Source organism: Acinetobacter sp. L-24 (assembly GCF_056857555.1).
Genome location: NZ_JBSXNI010000041.1, coordinates 84,595 through 110,076, shown reverse-complemented (window position 1 = coordinate 110,076; position 25,482 = coordinate 84,595). Strand labels below are relative to the sequence as shown.

Genomic DNA, 25,482 nt, shown 5'->3' with positions numbered 1-25,482 from the left:
ATTTAATAATTCTTCTTCAGGTTCGCTATGACTACTCATGATTTAAACGAAAAAATTAAATGGATCGACTTATCACAAGCTGGTGTATATCTCGATGTACGGCGTGTTGGCCAGACGGATAGCCAATTACTCTTATTGGACGTTCAAAAAAAACTATCTAAAGAAAATTTGAATAACATTGGTTTTACACCGATGAAGTTTGAGGCTTATCCTCACTTTGACGGTCACTTGTATCAATACAATTTGAATGAAACGATCAAACCAAGACTGTTTCATGAAGTTTTGGGTATTCCAAAAGAATTTATCCGTAGTGTGCTTGCGACTCGCCAAGAATTGCATGATTTGTTCAATGCCCAAGCAAAAACATTGGTGCCACAACGATTGAACGTTGCGTTGAATAGTGCAACTCCACTCGGTTATAACTCTGATGGCAACAAAATCTATGCTTCAGCTCATAACCGTTTTTACGTGAATGCCCAAGGTACGCAAATACCTGAAGGTCCTAATGATCAGCCGTCTAGTCTGTACTTACGTGCGACCAAGCAAAAAGATTTAAAAGAATGCTTAAGAGGCTATATCTATCAATTAGAACATGAAACAAAGAGCCATAATCACCAGGACTTTTTAAAGTTTTTAGCTCTAATCACGCAAGCCAAAAATGCTGACGTTGATGTATCCAAGGTAACAGATAAACAGATCCATACTGCAGAAGAAGCGCTTGAAACAGTGATGGTCGAAAAGTTAGGTGAGCTTGATTTTACTGAGAGCTCATTTAAAACGAGTTTAGCGTTATACAATCGCATGCCGACTAAGACCATGCGAAACAATACGATTCGTATGCTACAGCAATATTCGACTCCAATCCCGATGTCACTTGTGGCTCAGCGCTTATTGATTGAGGGTGATAACCGAACAAAACAAAACTTTTCCGTGCTCGAGCCAACTGTGGGTAATGGATCTTTAATCGGTTTATTAACCCAAGAGCGTAATGCTTCTGTCTATGCGGTTGAGTTAGATCCCAAACGTGCTGAACGTACAAAAGCACTGACTCAAAATTATGAATGCACGGTTGTTACTGCAGATGCTACACAAATTGATTTTGAGCAAACGTTTAAGCAAAAAGTTGACTATGTGATTGCCAACCCTCCTTTTGGTGCTATGGATAAATTAGAACGTGTTGCACCAATTTTGGTTCAACAGCGTAACGGCGTAGATCCAAACCCATTATTGGTAGATCCATCAGAAAACGTCTGGTTCAGTACGGATAAATTGGACCATGCCATTCTGGTTAAATCACTAAACGCACGAAACGATCAAGGGCGTTCAGTTTTCATTATTGGCTCAGATAAACAGATTTCAGATGGTACGGTTGAGCGTAAATCAAAGAATTTACTCAATTATCTCTATAAGCATTATGAAGTTGAGGCGGTTGTAGAAATCCACGGCAATGCATATGCACGAAACGGCGCTAATCAAAATGTTCGTATGTTGGTGGTAGGCAATCGTAAAAATGAACAAGCGTTACTACAAACTTACCAATCTTCTGTGGTACCAGATAAGTTGAAAGTCATAACGGACTATGACGAACTTTGGGGATGGGCTAATAACGTAATCTATAAACGTTTGAATCCGAATAAGGATCTATACTTCAAGCCAACTACTCCGACTCCAGTTGAGCAACAAGCACAACAAGCACCAGTGGTTGAACCTGTTGTTGAGGTTAAGCCTGTTGAAAAAGAAAATGACGATTTGTTTGCCAGTCTAGGTGATGAACAGCCTGTTTCGCCACTTGAAGATATTGCATCAAGTGTAACGCCTACGTCTGCAGTCACTATGTTTGATGAAGTCGTGGTCGCTAAAGAAGAAGAGATTAAGCAAGAGGAAGCTGTCAAACCAAAACCGATGTTTGGTCGTAAACCTAAATCAAAACCGAATAAAGTTTCTTTTGACTTCGGAACCGTTGAAGTTAGTACGCAAACAACCAGTTCAGATGATGATGTACCTACACCAACTGAAGCTACACCAACGTTTGAAAATGAAAATGACAATGATTTCGTGCCTGAGGTAAAGAATCCGCACGAGAACCAAAATCAGGATGAAGACCTTGACGATGACGTTAATCTTCAAGTAGGTGATACCACGGCGACCAATGAGGGTGAAACACCTGAACAAACACCAGCTGAAGAACCAGCGGTAGAGCAAGTAAAACAGGAACCGGGTTTAACTGCTGAAGAGATTGCTAAGTTAAATTCTGAATTAGCGATCGGTACTGAGCAAAAAGAAGAAGAACCGACTGTTGAATCTGACCAATCAAATTTACAGCCGATTGTTCCTGTTCCTAATGCTGAAAACACAACAGAACCAACTCCGGAAAATATATACCAAGTTAAGTATATACCGATGTCCATGGCATCTGAGCCAATTGCTTTAGTGGCTAAAAACCAGATTAAAGCGATTAATCAGGCAAATGCTCAATTGACTAAACACATCCAAAATGTATTAGGTTTTGGGGGTATCAATTTCCAAGCTGAAGTCGATAATGGTAACTACCCTACTCTTGTTGATGCCTATGTCGCTAAGAAATTGCAATATGACAATTTTGATGCACTAAAGTCCGCTTTTGCATGTGAACAGGTCGATGCGGTTGCCCATATCATTTTACGTTTTGACCAAAACTTACCTGTGCTTATTGGCGACCAGACGGGTTTAGGTAAAGGTCGTATTGCAGCTGCGTGTTTACGATATAGTGCGTTAAGAGGAAAGCCCCCTGTTTTCCTTACAGATACAACGCAACTCTTGAACGACATTTGGCGTGATATTGTTGCTACAGACAGTGACAAGTTCTTTAAAGATCCGTTTATCTTTAACTCGGATGCTGTGATTAACCGCTTTGGTACTGAAGAGGTTTTATTCACTGGCCAAGATCTGCCTAAGGAAATTGAAGATATTCCAGCGCAACATGACTTGGTATTGGCAACGTATAGCCAATTTAACCGACCAAACCGTAAACGTGCGTTATTGACTCGTTTTATTAATCAAGACACTGTTTTGGTGATGGATGAAACGCACCGTGCAGCATCCTTGAAATCAGCTACAAGTCAATTTTTCTTAGATGTTATTGATCAGACCAACCTAATTAATTTCCAGTCTGCATCGGCAATTAAGAAACCTGAAAATCTTGAATTCTTCCATAAATTGTTCCCTCGATCCGTATCTCGTAATGACTTACAAAAGGTTATCGATAATGCAGATGGTCCAATTTTGGAGTTTATTTCTGAAGGTTTGGTAGATAGCTCTGCAATGATTCGTAGAGAGCAAGATCTCTCGCACATTACCATTCAAACCTTTGTGCCAACTGAAGAGGAAATTAAGAAATTTCACAATTACTCAGATGTTCTTTCTGACATCTTGACGGACATGGTGAAATTTTCTAAAGACATTCGCCTCGATGCGCTAGAAAACATTGCCAATGATGATGATGCTGTTGCCAATTTAGACTTTCATCAGGATTCAGACGATCCGAAAAACCGTTTAAGTTTGAGTGTGATGAACTTTGGATCTCGAATGTACCAGATCCAAAAGCAATTCCTATTGGCATTGAAAACTGACTCTACAAGTGATGCTGTGATTCAGGCGTTACATGAGGGTAGAAAGCCCGTGATTGGTTTGGAAAATACGGGTGAGAGTCTATTCAACATTTTGATGCAAAGTCGCATGGAAGCGATTTTAAAAGCAGATACGGCGCAAGACGTTACCGCTGATTCGCCTGAAAAAGAAAAAGCGTTTAATAACTTCAAGTCGGTATCGTCAGAAATTGAATTTCTTGAAAGTGAGCTTCAAAAACTCATGATCAAAGAAAACCGTGACGCTGGCGATGAAAAAGCAGCGAAAAATATTCAAAAGGAATTGACTAAGCTTGAAGATAAGCGCGGTAGCTATCTGCAAAGTCAAATTTCTGTTTTAGATGAACTCCCACAATTCCGTGACTTGCTTGAAGTGATGTTAGATCGCATCGATGTGGTGAAAGCTGAAGATAACTACGGTAACTCGTTCGTTAAGAAGCTCAGTACGGAAGTGACATTTAATGAAAACGGCGATCCAGTGGTAAGTCCGTATAAAATCATTTTGGATCGTATCAAAGAAAAGATTCAAAAGTTCCCTGACCTACCTTTGATGCCTTTGGACGTACTACGTAACAAGGTGACAAAAGCTGGCTTCAAGATTGATGAAATCTCTGGCCGTCAGATCCACTTAACGGAAACAAGAGACGGCAAATGGAAGGTTAATAAACAAGAGAACAATACGACACAAGGTAAGATTTTGGTTCAATCAAAATTCCAATCTGGTGAAATCGATGTTGTTATTGTGACTCGCTCTGGTTGTACGGGTATTTCTCTACATGCAGCCAAAAACCCTGATCCTACAATTCCATCGGATCACTTGCGCCAACGTGAGTTGTTTTTCTTGCAAAAACCTGAGAACTCTACCGATACGATTCAGATGATCGGTCGTGTGGGTCGCCGTGGTGAAGAATCACATCCGATTATGACGACAGTAGATTCGGGTATTCCAGCAGAAACACGTATGCACTTAATGATGATGCGTAAACTGTCTACCCTATCAGCGAACGTCTCTGCCAACTCAGAAACCAAGTTTAACGAAAACGATTATCCTGACATGCTCAACTACATTGGCAACCGGGTAGCGTTGGACTATTTGAAAAATAACGTGAACTTGGCGAACACACTTGATATTGATATTTCGGATGATGAAAAAGGACCATCGTATCGCACGGCGCAAAACTATCATGTGAACCAGTTGCTATCTAAACTGATTTTGATGCCGATTAGTCAGCAAGAACAGGTTTATCAAGACTTGGTTGTTGACTATAACGATAAGATCCGTGAATTAGACTTGTTGGGTCGTAACCCACTCAAGACCAACTTTTTAGACTGGAAAGCTAAAAAAGTCCGTGAGTTTGAAGTGAAGGACAACTTCTTTACCGTGACTTCAGAAACAGAAGCAGCCAAGATCAATACCTTTGATCTACCTGTGCGTTTTGAAGGTCTGCAATACATTGAACATGTTGAGCCATTACGTGCTGACAATCTAAAACTCATGTTCAAAGAAAGTGATGATTATCTGGTGCGTCAATTTAAACGTATCAATGAAAACATCAATGAAACGGTACACGGACTACTACACTATGCCTATAACTTTGAGGCATTGATGTACCAAAAATATGAAGGCTTTGCTAAGCAAAAGTTATTTTTCAAAAATGGGCAAATGCGTGGTGAAGTGATTCGTGATTATCGACACGAAGTATTTGATCATTTCGGTGTTGTTGAAGCCAATGTAAAACACATTGATGATATTCAATTTCGTAAACCTGATGATCACTCTGCAGATGCTTTTGAAAAAGTAGCTGAAGCGGTTTATCTTGCCAATGATCCTATTTTGACCTCTAACTTTGATCGCATGTATCGAATTGTTCAGGATCTAAAATTCTTGGCTCGTTCTATGGAAAGGAACGAAAAAGAAGGTCATTCAGCGCATGGGTTATTGTTCCTTATATCAAAACCAAGTCTTTTTGATGATGAAGTGACGCCAGATCACAAAACAGGTGCTTTGCTACGTCTAGACCTACCGCCGTTACGTGTAGGTGCAATCACACCGAATGCGGTTAAGCTTGATTTGGTTTACCCTGGTGATAAGAAGTCGTTTAAAGTTCCACTGATCAATTACACCATGCAAAATGCCAAGCAAGACTTGGATTGGGTAGCTCCAGTGAGTGAAAAAGGACGTATTATCCTAAAACGCTTCAATCCTGAATTTTATTCTTATGCTGATGTGAATAGACGTCATGTTGAGGATCGTCAACCCTTGGTGAACTTATTTACTGAACAAAACAATTATTCCCGTTATACGCGTACCTATTTTGAGAAAGCGCCGTCTGGTGATGTCACACGACAAGCGATTACCTTAACGGGCAATATGTTCAAGGCACATAAGATTGTCAGCTCACTAGATCTACGACATTCAACCGTTATATTTACCGATGCTGATGGTATGCGTAACCGTGCGTTATTATTGCCATCAAATACACCAACTGACTTGTTTGAAAGCTCTCTTGAAAACCAAGTGACGTTTAAGCAAGTTAAAGAGATTGCGAACTTCTTTAATCAATTGCCTGTAAACATTGATTTCAACCGCAATAACTATGTGGGTACTAAGGTTAATTTCCCGTACAAGAAAGCAAGTATTGAGTTCTACTACAACGGGTCAGACTGCTTTAATGTGACGGTGAAATCTGTTGCAAAACAGTTCAATCGTTTTATGTCGAATACCAACGTATTCCATGATCCTAGAGGCGGTAAAACAGATGAATCGTTGAACATCCACTTTACTGAGCCAAGCCGTAATGAGTTTAGATTTGCGCTTGATCTTAAGGATGTTGAACGCTTTGTTGACGAGCTGGACAGTACAACCAAAATTGAAGCTGCCTTTTTGGATTTAAAATCTAAGCTTCCTGATGGTAATGGTTACTTTTTAAATGAAATTAACCGTATGCTTAATCCTCCAGAAGAGCCAGCTTATAAGGCTGAGTTACCTGAGGGTAAAACCCTAGATAACGATCAAGAAATCCAGCAATTATCTTTCTAAAACCCTCCCTTAAAAGGTATATACCAGACCATACGTGAATAACAATTACGTGTGGTCTAGTTCGTATATACCATGTATCATATCCGTGACGATCACATTGACGTTTTAAAAAACAAATACAGGTATTTTATGTGCAACTCTAATCCCTTAGAGGAATCTTCTAATAACTCAGATTTAGTGGATTTTGACAGTGAATTAGACATCACAACTGGTTTTAATTCTGACTTTAAAGAAAACTTTATTTGGAATGTTGATACAGATTCTAAAAAGGACTCTTAAAACCAGAATGGCCACCTGTCATAAGGATCAAATATGGACCAAAGCCCTAAACAAGATAATTTTGACGAGCAAACACTTGATCAACTGCAAGACGGCCAATCATTAACTTTCAATGAGGGCCTGGAACAGTGGGATGATTTAAGTTTGGACGGAGTGGAATTTCAATCCATCCAGCCTACGCCACAACAAAATAATGTTGCACAAGATCAATCGCAACAATACCAGTCTGAACCATATCCCAATGATCCCCTATCTGATCCTCCATTAATGGAAGAACCACCAGTCATGCAAGATGATGGGTATCAAAATAATCAGTATGATCAGTATGATCAGTATGATCAGCCTATGGGCGGTAACTCTGTACCTCCTGGGCACCCAGATTATGATTACGCTCCCCCTCTTGAAGATACTCGGTTGAACGATGATGAACCGATTTTTTTTGACGAAGGTGATTATGAGCGTAGTAGTTACCCGAATTACGAGAATGAACGGTCCATCATTCCTGAAAACACGTTTGATCTTTCCGCTGTCACTGTCAATGATTTAGCTAAACTTGATCCTGTTCTGATTGGTAAAGTATTTGATGTACTTGAGCAAAGAGATCCAGCCAGTCAATTAGAATTCTTTGCAGACATCGGGCTTGATCTGCAGAATGATGATGATCTTAAGTTTATTGCGGATCTGAATAAAATCCAGACTAAAAACGCACTGGACCAAGGATTAGGCAATATTGCTGAAAATAACAGTTCATTGCCAGTTGAAGACCGTGTCTATACAACTGCAGACTCTAAATTATTCCTATCAGACAATGATCCTGATTTCCTCCTTTCCAAAGAAGAGAATCCATTTGAAGCCGTTCAAGTGGCCGAAAAAACCCTATTTAACTTTGAGACAAAATCTTTTATCACTCAGCCCTACTATGGTTTAAGCCTGAAGGGTGCAACTAAAGAAAATGCCCTCAACTTCCTGAGTAATCGTCAATTCGCGATTGAAGGCCTGATTAACCAAAACCAGGTCGTGCGTGAAGCAAAACAGCAGATCTACAACGAAGTTACGGGTGCACCGAATACCTATTTTTCAGGTGAATTAACCGATAAAAACCAAATTAACGCATTGATGCGCCAAGTGCGTGACTTTTGCTTAATTCGTGGGATTGAAGCTGAAGAACTTGGCTTAGTGCCAAAATCTATCGTCATGGATCAATGGCGTGTGAATAGCGACCATACAGCTGCTCGACTTGAACAACTTGAGATTCACTATCTTGAATTCAATACGGACACGTTAACCAAGGAAGTAATTCAGTTATTAGAAACCCGTGAACATAGCGACCAGTTACAAGCTGCTCTACTTTTGAAAGAACATAAAGAAAATCAGAAGACTAAAGAGACAGTAAAGGAAGATGTTGAATCAGCTGATCCGAATGCACCAAAAGGTACACCAAAGAGCACATTAAACATTGCTGGTGGTCCACAAGACAAAGCAAGTTTGGCTGCAAGTAGCGTTGCCTCTAAAAGCTTTAAGGATATGCGAAATGAGGAAGGTAACGAACGTCCTCCTTTAGCGCGTGAAAATAGCCACGGCTATCCACGAACGGTCGCTGATGAACTCGCTGCGCTCAGTGCAAAAATGATTGCAGTCATGATTGAACTGGTTAAGAAAACAATCAAGTTGATCATTGCAGCGATTATGGCCATGTTCAACAAGAACAAAAACCTTGATAACCTGAAAAACATTTGGGATAAACCAATCAATCCTGATGTTACCGTTAAAAGTAACCATCCAGACGCACAACAACCCGAACAGCTTGCCAATACAGCCGATAAATCAAAATTGACTGAACCTGGTAAGAATGCCGATATTTTAAAACCGATCTCAAAAGAGCAAATGTTGCCTCTTTTAAACGATCCATATACCACTCAACTGAATAAAGACCGTGACGGCGTTACCTTAGAAGAATTCGATCTAAATGTCGGTAAAGTCTATGCCATTGACGGTGAACAATACATCGTGATTGATGTAGTCGGTAAGGATTCTGTCGAAGGTGTTGAATCCTCTACCCCATTTATCAAACTAGTTAAAGAAGCAGATTTACCGCCTCAAGTAGAAGGTAGCGATGCACCTACCCCGATTACGCCGTTCTATTTAGAAACGATTGAAGACAAAGTAACGTTTCTCTCAATTGAAGAACTGCACGAAGGCATTAAGTCTGAAAAGATCCATGAGTTTGAAGGTCGCTTTTTTGAACCCATTTGTTCTCAGTACTTAGAACAAGCACGTATGTTCCTTGGTGCCGAATATCCATTAGGGCAAGATCCAGAACAAATGACTGAAGAAGCCAAAGCTTCATACAAAGATCAGTTTATTCAACGTGCCTATCAATCAGGTCAAATGATTTCGGATCAAGTAAAGAAAGCCAAATCTAAACTTTCAAACCTTTTGGGTAAGTTTAAAGGCAATACTGCGGAACAGTCGGCAACTCAATCAGCACCGCAAAGCCAAGACCAAAACAATGACGGTAAACCAATGAACCCTTATGACAGTATTTATGTTGATCATGATTCTGACTTAGAAGCATTCTTTAAAGACCGTCACAACAATGTTTCTTATGCTGAAATTGAACAGTTTGTCGGTATGGTTTATGAAGATGAAACAACCCAAACCAATATGGTTGTTTTGGATATAGCTTCCGATAATCTGGATAAACGTGCGATCGTTGTGCCTCTTTCGGTGATTGAAGATCTCGAAAATATCACTGAACAAGATGTGCTTTATCTTAAAGACATCGTGAATGAATCCTCTACCGTTCCACTGTATGAGCTGGAGTCTGTCGAGCCGATAGACGAGTTAAATGCGCTTGGTAAATTTTCAAGCGAATACTTAGACAAGCTCAAAGCCGATACCATCAACAATACTGCAGAACAGACTAATACTTACGCCAGATCTGCCGAACGTGAACTTGAACTTTCAAAAATGATTTTGGAAGGCAAACTCAGTGTTGTAGGCGCCATGGTGAAAACGGATTACGGTCAATTCGTGGTACTGACTTCAGATTCGGAAGGTCATAAATCAATTGCACCCGAATACAACGCCGTGGCCATTACCAACCTTGATCGTCAAATTACCACGGAAGATATTATTAATGCCGGTATTACAACGATACCGCGTAAAGATATTTTAGAGTGGAATACTGTCACGGCGCTCAATGAAGAATCTGCCAATCAGGTGACTTATTTAGATCCTGAAGTTTACCAGGCAGTAAGTAATGCAATTCATCAAAATCGCGAAAAAGAATTGATTCAAACTTTGAGTACGTTACAACCCTCTGCAGCACTCAATAGCATCGGTTCAAAAATCATTACGCAAGATGGCAATACATATATTGGTCTATGCGCCAAAGATGATGGCAAATCAGGCGAGTACTACGCCGTAAAAGCTCCAGATAATCAACTCTCCCCGATTGGTGCAAGCTATATCAATGATGTTGGTGTTGAAGTCATTAGCCGTAGCCAAATTGCTGAATTTCAGAATGCGGAAAATAATCAGCAACAATTAATCAGCCATGATGTGTTTGTTACCTTGCTAAATGCAGTCAATAACAGCAATGAACAAGAAGTACTTCACCTCTTATCTAACTTGGACCAGGTGAAACAACAAATTAAAGATTCGTTATTCAGCGAAAAGGAAAGTGAAAAAGTGATTGAACAAAATCAATTTATTGAACAACTGAAAAACAATAACCTTGTGAAAGCCGATCACATTAACGCGCTTAATCAAATTGCTGATCAGATTCAAAATACGCAACTGAAAAATGTTGTTAAAGGTATGGCCTCAACCGTTGTTGCGCCTGAAAACTCTCAAAACGAGATGTATGTTCAAAGCTTTCTACATCTCAACCAACGCCTAGACACGTTACAACAAGATTTAAAGCTTCAAGCAGCATCAAATCTTATGAATGCTGAATATAAGCAACTTTTTGAATGTATGGATGATCATCTAGTACTACCTACTGCGTATGGTGATGCCAAGTTTGTAAACCTTAATAGTGTTGAGCCTCGTATTGTTGAATTTAGAAACTCGGCTGAAACAGGTCAAATCTTTGACAGCTTCAACGCCGTGATTGCTGAAACAGGAAACGTGGAAATTGCGCTTCAGCACTTAAAGCAAGAGATCTTAACTGATCACTATATCGCTGCGATTCATGAAGATGTGAAGTTACACCGTCTAGAACAGCAAGACATGGACAAAATCAAAGAAGTGAATCAGATCCTTGAGGCTGATTTTGATAAAACTGGCCTACGCTTAGAAGCGCTCCAAGATGGTTTGAATTTCAATACTAAAAACTACTTAGACCAAGTAAAGCTTGAGAAAAATACGACATCTCAATTTTTGAGTGACCTTGATAAGCATATAGATTTAGAAGTCGCACGTAGAAACGATCATGACAATGATCAAACATTGGGGCGTTAATCATGGATCTCTATAAAAACGTAACTGGCGACATCGATGCGATGATTGCTTTTGATAAAATCTTAGGTGGTTTTGGTCAAAATACAGTGAATACCACGCGTGAGCGTGTTCAAACCAACTCTAAGCATGAAAAGGTAGAGCGTGAGATTGAAGGTGCCAGTCCGTACCTTAAAAGCGATTATGAGCTATTTGTCGAGCATCACAATATGTTGATGCAAGAGTATCGGGCAACTCAGCTACATTTACGCAACATCTTAGAAAAGAAAAATGAGGTTAAAAGCATTCAAAAGCTTGCGGATCTCTGCGAACGGCACCAGTGCTCCAACATCGCTCAATTATTCGTTGAGAAAAATGAAGATGAATATGTATTGCAATGCTTTCAAGACTTTCAGCAAGACTTAGAAAACAATAATGCTCTCCGAAAAGACTTTAATCACTTTTCAGACTCGTTTGAAGCCTACCGATACAATATGGAGATCTGTAATAAGCTTTCTGGTATCGATCAGCCGTTTACCCTTGAACGTCCGAATGACAGACAGTTGAATTTCGTTATCCATAGTCATGAAAATATCAATAAAACATTGTTGGACTATCAGGCGAAGATCATTGAGCAACAAACAACTGTAGACCAGCTCAAGCAAGATGCTTCCTATACTGCCCTATTTCCGATCGCAACCAATGATAAGAACATGTTCTCAATTGCAGCGACCGAAGTTTATGTAGAACAGTCACCAAAATATCAAGACTATCTTAAGGTCATTAAAAATGAGCTTAAGAACATAAACGAAACGGGTAAAAATACGTTTAGTCAGCATTACAAAGATACTATTACGCAAAGCAATCTTGAAAACGTTAAAACTAAAGAAAGCGCTTCAACTTATAGCAATGGGTTTTAATTAATTTTAAATAAAAACATTTAGGGTGTTTTAAGATAGAATCAAAATACCCTTTAATGGAGTTAAACATGATTCAAACTAAAATCACTGAACCGACAAGAACGCCGTTTAATCCTCATGGTTTTGCAGATGCAACGCCTTTACATGCGTTTTACTTGGAATTATTAGAAAAGGGATTAATCCATAAAGCTCTTGAAGAAGGTAATTTGGAATTTGAAAACCAAAACTTGTTCATGACGATCGATTGGGAATCAATAGACGTTCAAATGGATGTTTATACGTTTGATGTGAAATTAGATATTGTATGTGGCGTCATACTTGATGAACAAAAAGTCACGAATAGCATTCAAGTGTTTATTAATGAGCAAACTTTGTTTATAGCTTCAGCTAAAACCTTTAACCCTAAATCTGGTCTAACGCAAAGTCTTAACTTTGATATTCCTTTACGTGTTTTAAGTCAAATGGGCTATTACGCCCTACCTCTCAAAGAGGACTAAATCGTGGGAATGAGCATAGAAAGCCAAAACATAGCATTGTCTCAAGAGCCTACAACCTTTGTACCAGAAGCTTTTGTACACTCTATTAACTACTTTTGTCAGACCTTAGAGAACACTTTTCATTTTGATAAGCGTTCACTCAATTTCTTTGAACCAGGTACACCAAAAGAATACGGCTTGTATCTTACTGAACAGCATTGCCTTGTTTTTTTGAATGCTTGCAGTAGTGGCTATCTTGGCGAAACACGCAAAGTTACCAGCTTCACCGCTTTTGTGCTTTTAAATCAAAAAAATAATGAATCTGAAATGCTCGACATCACGTTAAACGATCCAAAACGTGTAGAGGAACATTTCAAAACTGCGTCTAAAGATCAGATCAATATTTACTTAAAGAACGTGCATGAATTAAGTAATTTTCTGAAAAATAAGTACTCGGATTCAGGTTTTTTAAAAGATATTGTGACTGAGGAAGGTTTTTCTAAAACCCTAAAGCCATCGGTTTTACAGGAATGCTTAAAAGAGGAAGTAGAGCTAATTAATACTTTAATGTGTTTGGTTAGTACTCAGTTTATATATATTACGACAGCTATTATTTTTAAGCGTCCTATTTTAAAAGAATTCATAAAACTATGTTTAACCAATGAGAAGTATATACTACAATATGGTGAAGAATGGTATTATGATTCTATATATAAGTTCGCTAAAAGGATATATGAGTTAAAACACCTTATAGCTACCTTATATTTAAGTAGTGAAGCTGTAGTAAAAGATGTTGTAGTGCTTTGCGAACTTGCTTCTAAAAAACATTAATCATAACTCTTTTAAAGGGCTAGATATGCGTAACAATCACAAGAAAGCTAAAAGGCTACAACAAGTTCGGGGCAAGACTTTAAGGACTAACCCTAATCTACAAAATGTTAAGCCAGCTTTTAAAACTAAAAGTGCTTTAAGCATTTTTGTTGCTACCGTTATTGGGTGTTCAAGTGCTATTGCAGTTCAACAAAGTTCCGTTGCTTCTGTTACCAGTAATACTCAAAACATGGGTAACTTAAACATCGCAACATCATCGACCATTGCAAGTAGCTCTGGTGGTGATACGCCTTTGTCGAATTCAAATAGCGGATATTATTCGTCTACCAGTTCTAATTCGTCATTCAACTCTACTGCTGCTGAAAACAACTTCATGGCGGTTAAAAAAGGTGAACAAGCAGCTGCTCAAAACATTCAAACCAATATTGAATCATGTGCAACTGGTGGGATCGGTAAAGTCGTTAAAGACAACTTAGATCTACAAATGACGGTTTGGGGTCGTCCAATCGATATTAACAAAATGTTCAGTCCAGCTAGTCAAGGTGGCTGTTTTGCTGACATCGGTAAAATCATTGACCTTTCTGTGACTATTCCATCACTTGATACAATCATCAATGCAGCGCAACAAATGGTTATCGATTACGCGACTAAAAAAGCGTGTGACGCAATGAAAACTGCAAGTACTGAACTTGTTGGCCCATTGAATGATGTTATTGATGAAATCAACAAAGCTGGTCAATACACTGATGTATCGGGTGCGCTTGGTACTGCTGTGAATGGTCAACTTGGTAAACTTGATCCTGGTCTAGTTATGCCTAGCGGTGCTTTTGAGGGTGGAAATACTTATACAATCAATGGTAGTAGCTCGACTGGTACAGTTTCTAATTCAACTGATCAAAATGCCAGTACTAGAACAACGTCTAACGCAAAAACTTCAAGTTCAGAATCTACTTCTGTCACCCAATCAATTAAAGACTTTTTCTCTTAAGTTGGGGGTGGTATGAAAAATAGAAATAATCTGCGTAAAAGAAGAATTACTGTTAATCAGTTTTCACCTGTTAAAGCAATTGCTGTGGGTACTTTAACGGTTGGTCTATTATCCGTACCACTTTTTACCAATGCTTTTAGTCTTGGCACTATCCTTTCTGAGCTTGCAATACAAGCTCAGCAATTGATGGTACGTTCTGCTGTGCGTGTATCTACTCAACAAACAGCGGTCAGTGCAAATCAAATTGTTGATAACCAAACGCGTGATTCAGAAATGATCGTTGCTGGTATTCAAAGTGTCGATAAAAATATTGAGATCAAAAAAGCGATTTTAAATTCTGGTACGAATGCTGCCCTCCCTGATTCAGCTTTTTGTACGGCTCTTGAAGAACGTGAACAAACCGATCTAAATAGAAACTTAAAAGACTTTAACGTTTCTAAATACATGCAAGACGTTTCAGGGAGACTTTTCTCAAATTCAACAGATGAAGCAACCTCACCATATGCGTTTCACTTGGCGACCTCGTGTGGCGTAGAAGAAGCGAAAATGGGTATCTGTAATTTGATTCCAAATGGTCTGCAGTATGGCGACATTGATACTGCTTTTGTTTTTTCTCGTTCTCGACTTTCTGAACAGCAAGCGACTGTTGCATTGAACTACTCGTCAATTGCATCTAACAACGTTGTTCCAGTCGGATTGATGGAATGCTCTTCATCAACTTGCGTTGATTTTCAAAATAAATACATGGCTGGAAGTACTCTTTCATCACTGGCTAACTATTCGGTGGCTAATAATGTGATGCAACGCACTACACCAAACTCCAATGCTACAGCCAAATTCTTTGAGTAATGACTATGAGAAAGCGTAAAAATACTTTAAGACAGCCTAAAGGAAAATCAAAGTTTGTACCTGTCATTTTAGGTGCAACTTTGGTGATTAGTAGCCCTGTTTTTGCTGAATGGGCTACGGTTGGTTTGGGTACGATTATGGGCGAGATGTCTACTCAGATTCCTAAGCATGCAAGCGACCAAGCAAAGGATATTCAAAAAGTATCTCAAAGTACCCGTAGAAAGTTAGATGATTCGACTGAAAACATCGTTGCAGCGCTTAAAGTTGCGGTGAAGCAAAAGGCGCAAGCTGCTAACCAAATTACCGATGCATCAACTAAAAACACCCAAACTATTGCCTCTGGTATTCAAGCGCTTTTACAGTCAGATACCATGAAAAAAGCACAATTTGCTTATGGTGCCAATACTGGTCAAGGCTTTAAGTCTTGTGAGGTTTTGGCTGAAAATACAAATATGTCGAGTGCATCTGGTCAAGTGATTGATCAAGCAGCTGATATGGCGACTCAAACCTCTCAAGTCGGCGGTAAATTAGTTGGCTCTCAACAGGAAGTGATTAATCAACGCCTAAACGTGCATAAAGCTGAATTCTGTACGGTTGCTGAAGCACAAGCTGGTCAATGTACGTTGTCTAAATTACCGGGTGGCGATACCAATGCTTCCCTACTGTTTAAGTCTGTTGCACCTGGCTCAAAAGAAGCTCTTGCAAGACATTACGTGCGTGAAAACATTTTAGGTACACCAGATAAATCATTGTCTAATGCAACGGCACGTACTCCAGCTGGTCAAGATTATTTGCAAGCAACCAACCAAAAAACAGCTTTACTTGCTATGCCAGCGTATAGCTTGGCGGTTATTGACGCGCAAAATACAAAATCATTCAAAGATATTGACGGCAAAATGGTGTCTGCCAACGATTTGATCGACCAAACAATCGCACGTTACTACGGCGGTCCTGAAGCTAAAAAATGGCAAATGGCGATGGCGATGCAAGATCCACGCGGTCTACTTAAAGAAGCCAATATCATTAACGGCGTTTCTGTTTATTTAGATCTTCAAACTTACAAGCAAAGTTTGCGTGAAGAAGGGTTATTGTCTGCATTACTTTTAGCGAAATCTCAGCCGATAAAAGATGATGTGAAAACGAAATACGGCCAGTCAGTGAAAGTTAAGCTTTCACAAACTATGCCTCAATTTTAAGGAGACTAAATAATGCGTACTCCGAAAAGAACATCACGTAAAGTTATGAAAGCGCCACAAGCGCACGGCTCTCGTTCAAAAATTACTGCACTCGGTTTCACCCTCGCCATCATTAGTGGTTCTGCATCTGCTTATTACTGTGCTTCCGTGGGCAACCCGATGGCAGTAAATACCTTGAAGTTGCTTCTTCAACAGGCTGATGCGGTGGAAAGCGCTGCGTTACATGCGTTGGACTCAAACTTATCTTTGGGTATTAAAAAGCAACAAGATGATGTGACGGCAGCGATTAAGATCCTGACGAAACAAGAGGCTGTATCTGCTCAAGGTATTTCAGATAACGCACATAAAAACGCACAAAGTCTTGTAACGGCGTACCAAGCTGTTAAACAAAGTGAGCAAATGAAAAAAGCTCAATTTGAGTTTGGTGCACATGGCCAAGCATTTAAAGCGTGTGAAGTTTTAAGCGATCGTGAACAAGCTCAACAAGACAATAAATCTGCTGATAGTTCAATTTTAAATAAAGTTGGCTCTGAAGTGGTTGCTGCGCCTGGTGTCTACATGAACCCTCACAAAGCACAAGAAGCTATGTTACAAGCTCATAATGAGTTTTGTACCACTTCTCAGGCTGCGTCTGGACTATGTGGTGCTGCTGGTGAAAATGCTGGTCTAAGTTTACAAGCTTCAACTTTATTCACGACTGCAGCGCCAGACACGGCGATGGCTCGTGCTCAAAATGCATTGATCAACAACATGGTTGGTCTACCTGATGCCCCAATTGACGGAAAAATTGCGAAAACATCTGCTGGTCAAGATTATGTGATGGCTAAACTGGCGAAAGATGCTTTAACTTCTCCAGCAATTACCTCTTTGAAAGCAATTCAAGCGCAATACTCCCCTGTTGCTGGTGGTGGTACCAATAGTCATGATTCAAGTACCAAACTTGCACCGATGCAACACTTGGAAAAAAGTGTCTCTCGTTATTTAGGTTCTGGGCAAGATTACAAAGACTTTGCTAAATCACAAGCGATTAAAGATGAACGTGGTTTGATGGTCGATGGTTTAATTCAAAGTACTGAACGCTTGAACTTGCAATATCAACAATACAAGTCAAATGAACGTAAAGAAGCGGTATTGGCTGCGCTAGTTTCTGCTGAAAGCAAATTATCTGACGGCTCAATTGAAGTGACAGATCGTTCTAAGTCTACGGGTAACATTCGTAGGATTGCACTTTCACAAGCAATGGCAAGTAAATAGCCTGATTTTTTCATTATCAGACTGATAATGAAAAAAACTTAAAAAAAAGGGATGGTTTTAAGCCATCCCTTTTTTTGTTTAAAACCCTTTTAGATAGTTTCTTTATATAAATTCTCTTATAATCTTTAGTATATACCGTTCAAAAGTAACCGATGGTGCTTTGATATTTTAATTAAAAGATGCTTATACATATTGCCGTGGAGTTTATATGTCAACTAAAAAGAAATGGTTGGATCTGAGTAGCTTTGGCGCTCAACTTGTAGTAACCCCTAAAACAGATTTAAGAAACCAAGCAGCCATTCTTAAGATTAAAGATGTTGAGCTTTTAGAGAAAAAGTTGAACACATCCTTAAACAGCTTCTTAACAGGTTTAAAACAGACTGGAAAGTTTGTTTATATCACCAATGAGCAAAATAATGACCTTAGTTTTATGTATAAGAGTTCGCAAGATAGTCTCTCTCTTGCTGACATAAAATCTATTTTTCCTTACGACTCTAAAAATGACCTCATTGAAATGGATGTGTCAGATATATATCTGCAAAACCCAATGAGTAGTGCTGAAAAAAACCAGTGGCAATCCCTATTTGAACTCAATAATCAAAAGTCCGTTGTGCTTTACCAAGCAAAACAGCAAAAACCGTTTGCCCCAAATACAACCATTATGGGTGCGGTTAAACAATTCAATAAAGCAGATTTAGGCTGGAATAAGCTACCGACATTACTGCAGTCAGTAGATCCATTGCCGTTGGCTGATTTAGATAATTACGGGTACCAAGCAGATAAAACACTGACTCGTTATTATGTTGATAAAGAAGCAGCGCTAAATGCTGGACTCATAGAAGATACGATAGAGCCTATTGAACTAAGCAAACAGCTAGTGATTTCGGTTAATTCAGGCGGTGAAGTACTTGCCCTAAAAGATATTACGCAAATCCCTGAGCTGACCAATTATAAAATATCTTCACATCCAGCATGGCCAGCGTATAACAGCTTACCGAAGCAATTTATTGATATTCGTGAGCTGAATAAGGGGCTGAATACGAGCATTGATCCAATTGTGAATGCGCTTAGATCGGATGATCATGCCGTTAATCACCAAGGATTGATCAAGCTTCAAACCTTAGTCACGAAAATCAATGACTGTTTGTATTCATACGAAGAAAACAGCATCCCGTCAGCATTGGCACCATTTGGTATAGAAACAACTGCGTTACAGCTGGTGGACAGTGATTGGAAGGTTTGGGAATACAACAACCAAACTTTAGATGTAGAAGAATTCGACCTTGCCGATAAGATTAAGGACCTGATCCAAAGCGTTCAAAATAATATTAATAATTTAAGAACATTTGATCCCTACTCTATTGGTGATAGCAGTTTTGATCGTGAATTAATTTCTGAAAGTTTGGATGACATCGGTACAAGTTTAGAAAGCTTGGATCTCAATCAAATTAAGCAAACCATACCGCCTGAACCTAAGGTTCCAGTAAAACGTTTGTTCAATCGAATTGATCACTTTTTTAAACACACCAAGTTTAAGCCGAACATTCCAGAACCAGTCATTAAGGACTCTTTGACTAAACTCGCTTTAATGCGAAAAATTAAGCAAGAATACCTACAAAAAATTGCAAAGCTCAAAGAAGAACGTCAAGCCATTGTTGAAGCAAAAGCAACACATACCATCAGTGAGCGTATTGAAAAAGCGGTTGCGATTCAAGTCGCTGTTGCTACTGAAAATGCGTATGTTTTGGATCAGCAAGCCTATGACGATCAAGCTTATGAAATGGAATTGGCATTAAGTCAGTTAAACATTGCTTCTACGCGTCTGAACAATCTTTATGATAGTTTTTTTGATTCGGTGATAGACCGTGAAGAATACGGCACGGATCTGGATAACTTCCTACAAAGCGTTGTCACCGATGATGAATTGCAAGATGAAATGCAACGTCTATTGGATGAAGCGAACGAGTTTGAAGCTACTCACACCTCAAATGACATTGACATTTATCATTTCAACGTTGATCTAGGTGAAGAACCTAACGGCCTTTGGAATGAAGCTGTTAACCAGTTTGATGTGGTTCATTACTATGATGAACAAGATCAAGAGTTATCTGCAATCGAAAAGTTTGAATATTCTATTTTGGGATATTCACCATCTCAAGAATCTGCAATGCCAGATTTTAACGATATGGTGTTCTCGAATGCTGTATCAGTGCTGGATAACAGTATTGAGGACATGATTGCGACTAGTGCTGAAAATGTAGGTAAAAACTACTTTTCATTTCATCAGCAAATGCCTCGTATTCTTCAACAACTGCATAGTATTAATAGCCAATTTACGGCGCTTGGTGACGGTGATGCCCATAGCATTGCATCACAATATTTATCGGATGAAAGCTTAGAGCGATTCTATAACCTGTTAGAACAGGATGGTAACTACAAGGGTTTTAATAAGCGCATCGATGTGGCTCATGTGCTTTCTGAGCTGAGTAGCAATATTGGCAACAATCCTGACTCCCCTATCCTTAACCGATTACCTGATATTAGGTCGCAACTCAATCATGCGATAAATGAGGAATTACGTGTACGCACGAATCCTGGTAATGCACTGGCCAACGCGATTGTTTTTGCTGCGACCAATGAGGTTTTGTCTTTAAAAGAAACACTCGAAAAAGATGAAATCTATGTGGTAGACAGCTTTCAAAACTATCTGCCTAAGGTGATACATAAAGACCACTTCAACTCAAATACACAAGAACAGCTTTTTGCCTTAAATAAAAAGGTCGCGGTAAGTATGGCGTATAAGCGCTATCTACAAGACTTTTATCAAAATGCCGTGGGTGAAGAGTCTAAATCTGAAGCGGTTACTGCCATTATTAATAATGAGCACAAGCATATTTTGACGGCACTAGGTTATCTAACACCGACCTACAATGAAGTCACGGCGCCAAAAGACTCGAAAATTGAAAATGTCGTCACGTTGACTGAAGAAGCGGTAAAAACCTACCTAGCTGAAGGTAACGCTTTGATGGTTGAGCCTGAAGTTAGCGCACGTTCTTTGGCGGTGTATAGCAGTACGATAGCATCTGATCAGAACTTCATTCGCTTACTGCCGATGGATCTAGGTCAAAAGGTTAGTTCATTACAAAAGCAAAAAACCATTATGATTAATGGTGCTTCTTCGTTTGAACATATCCTGAGCTCTAATCCGATCAGCAAAAACAAGCTGACCTATGATGACCTTAAGAATGTAATTCTTAAACGTATTTTGACCAAGGAAGCGGTACCGAAATATGAAAAAGGCTTAAAGCTTGATATTGAAGTTAAGAATGTCTATGAGCATGCATCAAGTTTCTTGCCACTTGAAAAGACCGATGTTAACAGTGAAAATGACTTTGGCAATCTCTTTAAACATGGGCTTGTGCTTGAAGCATTACAATCGACTCCAGACTCACTCAAGAATGGATTTAACCTCAACCGTGATTTAATCAATTCTGCCCTACTGCAGTCATTTGAAAATCGTTCTATTGAAGAATGGACAGCACTAAAAAATAAATCCCTCGAGACAAAAACGGGATCTCTTTTAAGCATTATCACCAATCCAGAACGCATTAAAGAGTTTGAGTTTCCTGAGATAAATCTTTATCTCACGGTTTCACCAGCTGATGAACAAAAGCACGGTGCGATTAACTTATATTTCAGCGGTGAACAGATTCCGTCTACCGATCGCTTAATCGTTAAATCAAGTCTGAATGACTTAGCTGCAGACGATAAGGCGCTGTTTAAAGCTTTGACGCTTAGCAATGATTCAGTTTTAAGTACGCAAGAGCAAATGCAGTACTTGATCGACTCATTAGAAAAACGCTATCAGATCTTCCAGTCGATCGAAAACCTACACCTTAAAGAAAAGGTATTGTTTAACCCTGAGTTGGACGATTACAAGGCATTAACTTTGCGTGATGCCGATAATCAATACATCGATCCAACGGCGAAACAAGATCTAATCGATTTTGTGAAAAGCAATGATGTGATGACCAATGTTGATTTGATGAACGTCTTTACAGACTACATCAATCAAAAAGAAATGGATCAAGCGTTTGAAAACGGCTCCAAAATTATTGTGGCCAATGACGGTGCTGATTTAGTGATTTCTGTCATTGATAAAGACACGCCAGTTTTACAGCATGATCAATTACGGGTTTTTGATAATGTTGAGCAGTTTGCTAAATTCAACGAGCGTGGTGGATTGTTTAAAGACTTCCAGTTAAACGGGATAAAAGCGCATCTTGTGGACCAAGTATTAAATGATCTTGGGTTACGTGAAAACATACTGCAGACAATCAAGGTGCCATTATCACCAGGTTTTGAAAATATTGATGTTAAAGGCCTTAATGAGATTGTGGCTGTTAATATTTCAACATTGGTCAATAAAATTGATTTTGCCTTTGGTGAAAAGCTACTTGAATCTAAAGACCGGTTCGATCTCGCGATTAAAGTTGCAGATGATCAATCTCCGTTAAAACTGGCCATTGTGAATAATGCCGAACATCAGCAATTTGTTGATCAAGGCTATAAAATTCTTCCTACGCCAAAGCACCCGACCTCTAAGAACTTCTTAATTACTGATTTTGCAAAATCATTCAAAAAAGCAGAATTATTTAAGTCTCGCGATCAAATATATAAACCTGAACATATGGTTCAAAGCGCACCTGTTGTAGAAGTTGCCCAAGAACCATTGGTTGAAGAACCGTCCGTAACTGAACCTGAAGTTCAAAAGCCTACTGAATCAGAAGTACAGGAAGCAACGGTAGAAGTTGTAGAGCCGACTGAGCCAGTTGCTCCAGAACAAACATCACTGTTTGAGTCTGAGGGTAAGCCTGAAGCTGAAGCACCAAAAGAGCCAAAAACAACCAGGCCGAAAGCCACTGAGCCTCGTTCTGAAGTTCGACTTATTGAAGATACGGGTATGAAAATGCCTGGTGCGAAAAAGGATCTGTATGGTCCACGTTTATCGCTCAGTCAGATTCAAGATATGTCGCTTTTGCAAGTCAAAAACCTAATTACGCGTGACAAAATTTGGAAAAAGGAATCGGTTTTACAAGCAAAAGAAGCTGGTCGAGATATTTACATTCACTTGCTGACTGACGCTGTACGTAAGATGACGAATGATCAGCCACGTTATCCGCTTGAAAATGCCACTGAAGAACAGTTTAAAAAAGTAGGTGCTGGATACTATGACGCTGTTTTAAGTATGCGTGATGCATTAATGGAAGCAAAAACAGTTCGTGAATTTATTCCTAATGCATGTGATTTATACGTTCGTTTGAATGAAGACAAAGATCTGTCCACGGCGTTTAAATCATTAGATCGGTCATTATTTTCATTGGTAGAAAGCTATGCTGAATATGCTGCCACTGACATGATTATTAGTTCTGAATTGGCGAAAACCGATAGTAGTGAAGCACGTAAAACGCTCACTGAAGCACTTCATCATTTACGGAAAGAGTTACCGCCAGTTAAAGGCACCTACTCTATCTATAAAAAAATACGTAGTGCGATTGATGCCAAACCGTTCCAAGACAAAGTAAAAGCGACTGTTACTTTTAGAAGTGGCAACATTATAGATTCGAGTACGCTATTTAGCAGAACTGATGCTGGTCTATCTGAACAGGTAATGGATCTGTTAACTGCTAAAAAAACCAAAGACGCAACTGCAGAGAATGATGATACTCAAGAAGTCTCGTTATCTGAAAAGAATGTATCGCACATTGTAGATGACACGGCGAGTACCTTAGATGCCCTATTCAAAGAGTATGCTAAGCCTCGTACTATGCGTAAGGCATTCAAGCTCAGTGATGTGGTTGTGACGGAAAACATTGCTTCACGTAATGGCCAAGACGTTACAGCACATACCTTGCAAGCGACCTTTGGATTTAAAGCCGTAGAGTTTGGCGAGTACTTGAACCAGAGCGATCGTCAAATTGCGCTAAATAATGCATATGACGGTTGTTTCGCTCTTGCTAAGGCACTTGATATAGATCCGAAGTTTGTTGGCTTTAACGGTATGTTGGGTGTTGCTTTTGGTTCGCGTGGACGTTCCGCTGCGATGGCACATTATGAGCCATCTAACCGTGTGATTAACTTAACCAAGAATTCAGGTTTTGGCTCGTTTGGTCATGAATTTTTCCATGCCTATGACCATCTCATTTTTAGTGCGATGACACGCAATCAACCAAAAATGATGATGGAAAACGTACAGCCTTATCTAACTCGTTTTGCAGAATTGAATAACATTAAGTCTGAGAAGTATGCCAACATTAACCAAGATTTGTTGCAAGCTGCAGCCAAAGTAAATCAAGCGATGTATTACTTGCCAATGAAAAAGGATGACTCGATAGAAGTACTTCGCACGAGTCTTGAGAATCAAGTCAAGTTTTATGAAACCAGCATCAAAACGATTTTGGATAAAACATTGGTAGATCAACCTGACATTGTTGATTTGTTTACGCCAGATAGAGACAGCATAAAAGAGAAAATTAATACGTTTATTGCGGAACGTGGCAAGTTGCATACTGAACTATCTTCATTGATTAACTTCGCTAATCGTCATGAAGATCCTGAACTTTTCCAAAAGGACGCCATACAGCATAGACGTTATATGCACGTTGCCCAAGGCTTGCAAAAATTCTTGTCTGAAAATGAGTATCCAATCCCACGGACTGAGCTCAACAAATATATCACGCAATCTCGTTCTGAAATTGATCATGATCGTGTCTTTGCAGCGCAAGTACTTGGTGCAGCGAACAGTACAGTCTTTAGATCAGTTGTATTCCGTGATTATCGACAAATGTTGCGTAGTCAGTTTGCGATATGTGCACTCGACTTCATCAAAGAAAACAGCCCTAAACCATTGTCAGATGAACACTTAAAGTTAATTTCTTTAAGCTTACAGACGAACGATCGCTTAACATCAGCTAATCAATCTCAGCTAAAAACTGATTTCTACAAAAATGCGATGGTATTAGAGGGCTTAACAAGTGCTAAGAAGCCGTATTGGACGACCGCACATGAAATGTTTGCCCGTAGTGGTGAGCAGTACTTACAAGTGACCTTAGCAGAAATGAACTTGCGTAATGATTGGCTTGTTTACCCATGTCCTGAAGGTGGTTCATCTTCTGTAACTCAACCGCATGGTATAGAAAAAGATGCAATCATGAAGGAGATTCGCGAATTTACGGTGAAAGGCCTGGACTATATTCAGGAAAATATTGCTGAACTGCGTTTTGCTGATCATCAGCAGTATGTCAGAAATGCAATGCACTTCTTCCAACCGGGTACAGATCAACATGAGAACCTAGTTAAATGGAATGAAGTCATTAATGAGATGTCACAAGCTGAATACGATGAATATTGGACTAAGCTCATGACCAACATTGAAGTACAAGCAGATCCAGAATTAAGCAAACAAAAGAATAGCGATCCTGAATTGGCATTATAAGCAATTTTGAGATCTTGGATGCTACCCCCTGTCGGTAGCATCTTTTTTTTATTTAAATCTTATAAATGGAATCAGGGGGCGCTATACG

At 39.4% G+C, this 25,482-nt stretch carries 10 protein-coding genes; all 10 read left to right on the top strand.

Going from position 1 to position 25,482, the window contains the following annotated elements; translation table 11 throughout:
- The first annotated feature begins 27 nt into the window (after positions 1-27).
- The 10 genes from AC13CK_RS08405 (at position 28) to AC13CK_RS08360 (ending at position 25,394) form a co-directional block, all read left to right on the top strand.
- Entirely contained in the window at positions 28-6,663 is a 6,636-nt protein-coding gene (locus AC13CK_RS08405; RefSeq protein ID WP_482831086.1) for a strawberry notch C-terminal domain-containing protein, read from the top strand.
- 312 nt (positions 6,664-6,975) lie between these two features.
- The gene (locus tag AC13CK_RS08400; protein WP_482831085.1) at positions 6,976-11,409 is read left to right on the top strand and encodes a hypothetical protein; all 4,434 of its coding nucleotides are present in this window, start codon (positions 6,976-6,978) and stop codon (positions 11,407-11,409) included.
- 2 nt (positions 11,410-11,411) lie between these two features.
- Entirely contained in the window at positions 11,412-12,305 is an 894-nt protein-coding gene (locus AC13CK_RS08395; protein WP_482831084.1) for a hypothetical protein, read from the top strand.
- Between the two features lie 68 nt (positions 12,306-12,373).
- Positions 12,374-12,802, top strand: coding sequence for a hypothetical protein (locus tag AC13CK_RS08390; protein WP_482831083.1), 429 nt, complete (start codon positions 12,374-12,376; stop codon positions 12,800-12,802).
- Between the two features lie 9 nt (positions 12,803-12,811).
- Positions 12,812-13,612, top strand: coding sequence for a hypothetical protein (locus tag AC13CK_RS08385; RefSeq protein WP_024160804.1), 801 nt, complete (start codon positions 12,812-12,814; stop codon positions 13,610-13,612).
- A 25-nt stretch (positions 13,613-13,637) separates the two neighbouring features.
- Positions 13,638-14,600, top strand: a complete 963-nt coding sequence (locus AC13CK_RS08380; RefSeq protein ID WP_482831082.1) for a hypothetical protein — start codon at positions 13,638-13,640, stop codon at positions 14,598-14,600.
- 12 nt (positions 14,601-14,612) lie between these two features.
- Positions 14,613-15,449 carry a hypothetical protein gene (locus AC13CK_RS08375; RefSeq protein ID WP_178962459.1) on the top strand — a complete coding sequence of 279 codons (837 nt, stop codon included), beginning with the start codon at positions 14,613-14,615 and terminating at the stop codon, positions 15,447-15,449.
- Positions 15,450-15,454: 5 nt separating this feature from the next.
- Entirely contained in the window at positions 15,455-16,645 is a 1,191-nt protein-coding gene (locus AC13CK_RS08370; protein ID WP_178962460.1) for a hypothetical protein, read from the top strand.
- A gap of 12 nt (positions 16,646-16,657) precedes the next feature.
- A complete protein-coding gene (locus tag AC13CK_RS08365) occupies positions 16,658-17,899 on the top strand; it encodes a hypothetical protein (protein WP_178962461.1) in 1,242 nt (413 codons plus the stop codon).
- 208 nt (positions 17,900-18,107) lie between these two features.
- The gene (locus tag AC13CK_RS08360) at positions 18,108-25,394 is read left to right on the top strand and encodes an LPD1 domain-containing protein (RefSeq protein ID WP_482831081.1); all 7,287 of its coding nucleotides are present in this window, start codon (positions 18,108-18,110) and stop codon (positions 25,392-25,394) included.
- Positions 25,395-25,482: the final 88 nt, after the last annotated feature.

Bases quoted from the DNA above. Each gene is read 5' to 3' on its own strand.
- AC13CK_RS08400 (WP_482831085.1), top strand. From the start codon at position 6,976: ATGGACCAAAGCCCTAAACAAGATAATTTTGACGAGCAAACACTTGAT.
- AC13CK_RS08395 (WP_482831084.1), top strand. From the start codon at position 11,412: ATGGATCTCTATAAAAACGTAACTGGCGACATCGATGCGATGATTGCT.
- AC13CK_RS08405 (WP_482831086.1), top strand. From the start codon at position 28: ATGACTACTCATGATTTAAACGAAAAAATTAAATGGATCGACTTATCA.
- AC13CK_RS08380 (WP_482831082.1), top strand. From the start codon at position 13,638: ATGCGTAACAATCACAAGAAAGCTAAAAGGCTACAACAAGTTCGGGGC.
- AC13CK_RS08360 (WP_482831081.1), top strand. From the start codon at position 18,108: ATGTCAACTAAAAAGAAATGGTTGGATCTGAGTAGCTTTGGCGCTCAA.
- AC13CK_RS08375 (WP_178962459.1), top strand. From the start codon at position 14,613: ATGAAAAATAGAAATAATCTGCGTAAAAGAAGAATTACTGTTAATCAG.
- AC13CK_RS08390 (WP_482831083.1), top strand. From the start codon at position 12,374: ATGATTCAAACTAAAATCACTGAACCGACAAGAACGCCGTTTAATCCT.
- AC13CK_RS08370 (WP_178962460.1), top strand. From the start codon at position 15,455: ATGAGAAAGCGTAAAAATACTTTAAGACAGCCTAAAGGAAAATCAAAG.
- AC13CK_RS08385 (WP_024160804.1), top strand. From the start codon at position 12,812: ATGAGCATAGAAAGCCAAAACATAGCATTGTCTCAAGAGCCTACAACC.
- AC13CK_RS08365 (WP_178962461.1), top strand. From the start codon at position 16,658: ATGCGTACTCCGAAAAGAACATCACGTAAAGTTATGAAAGCGCCACAA.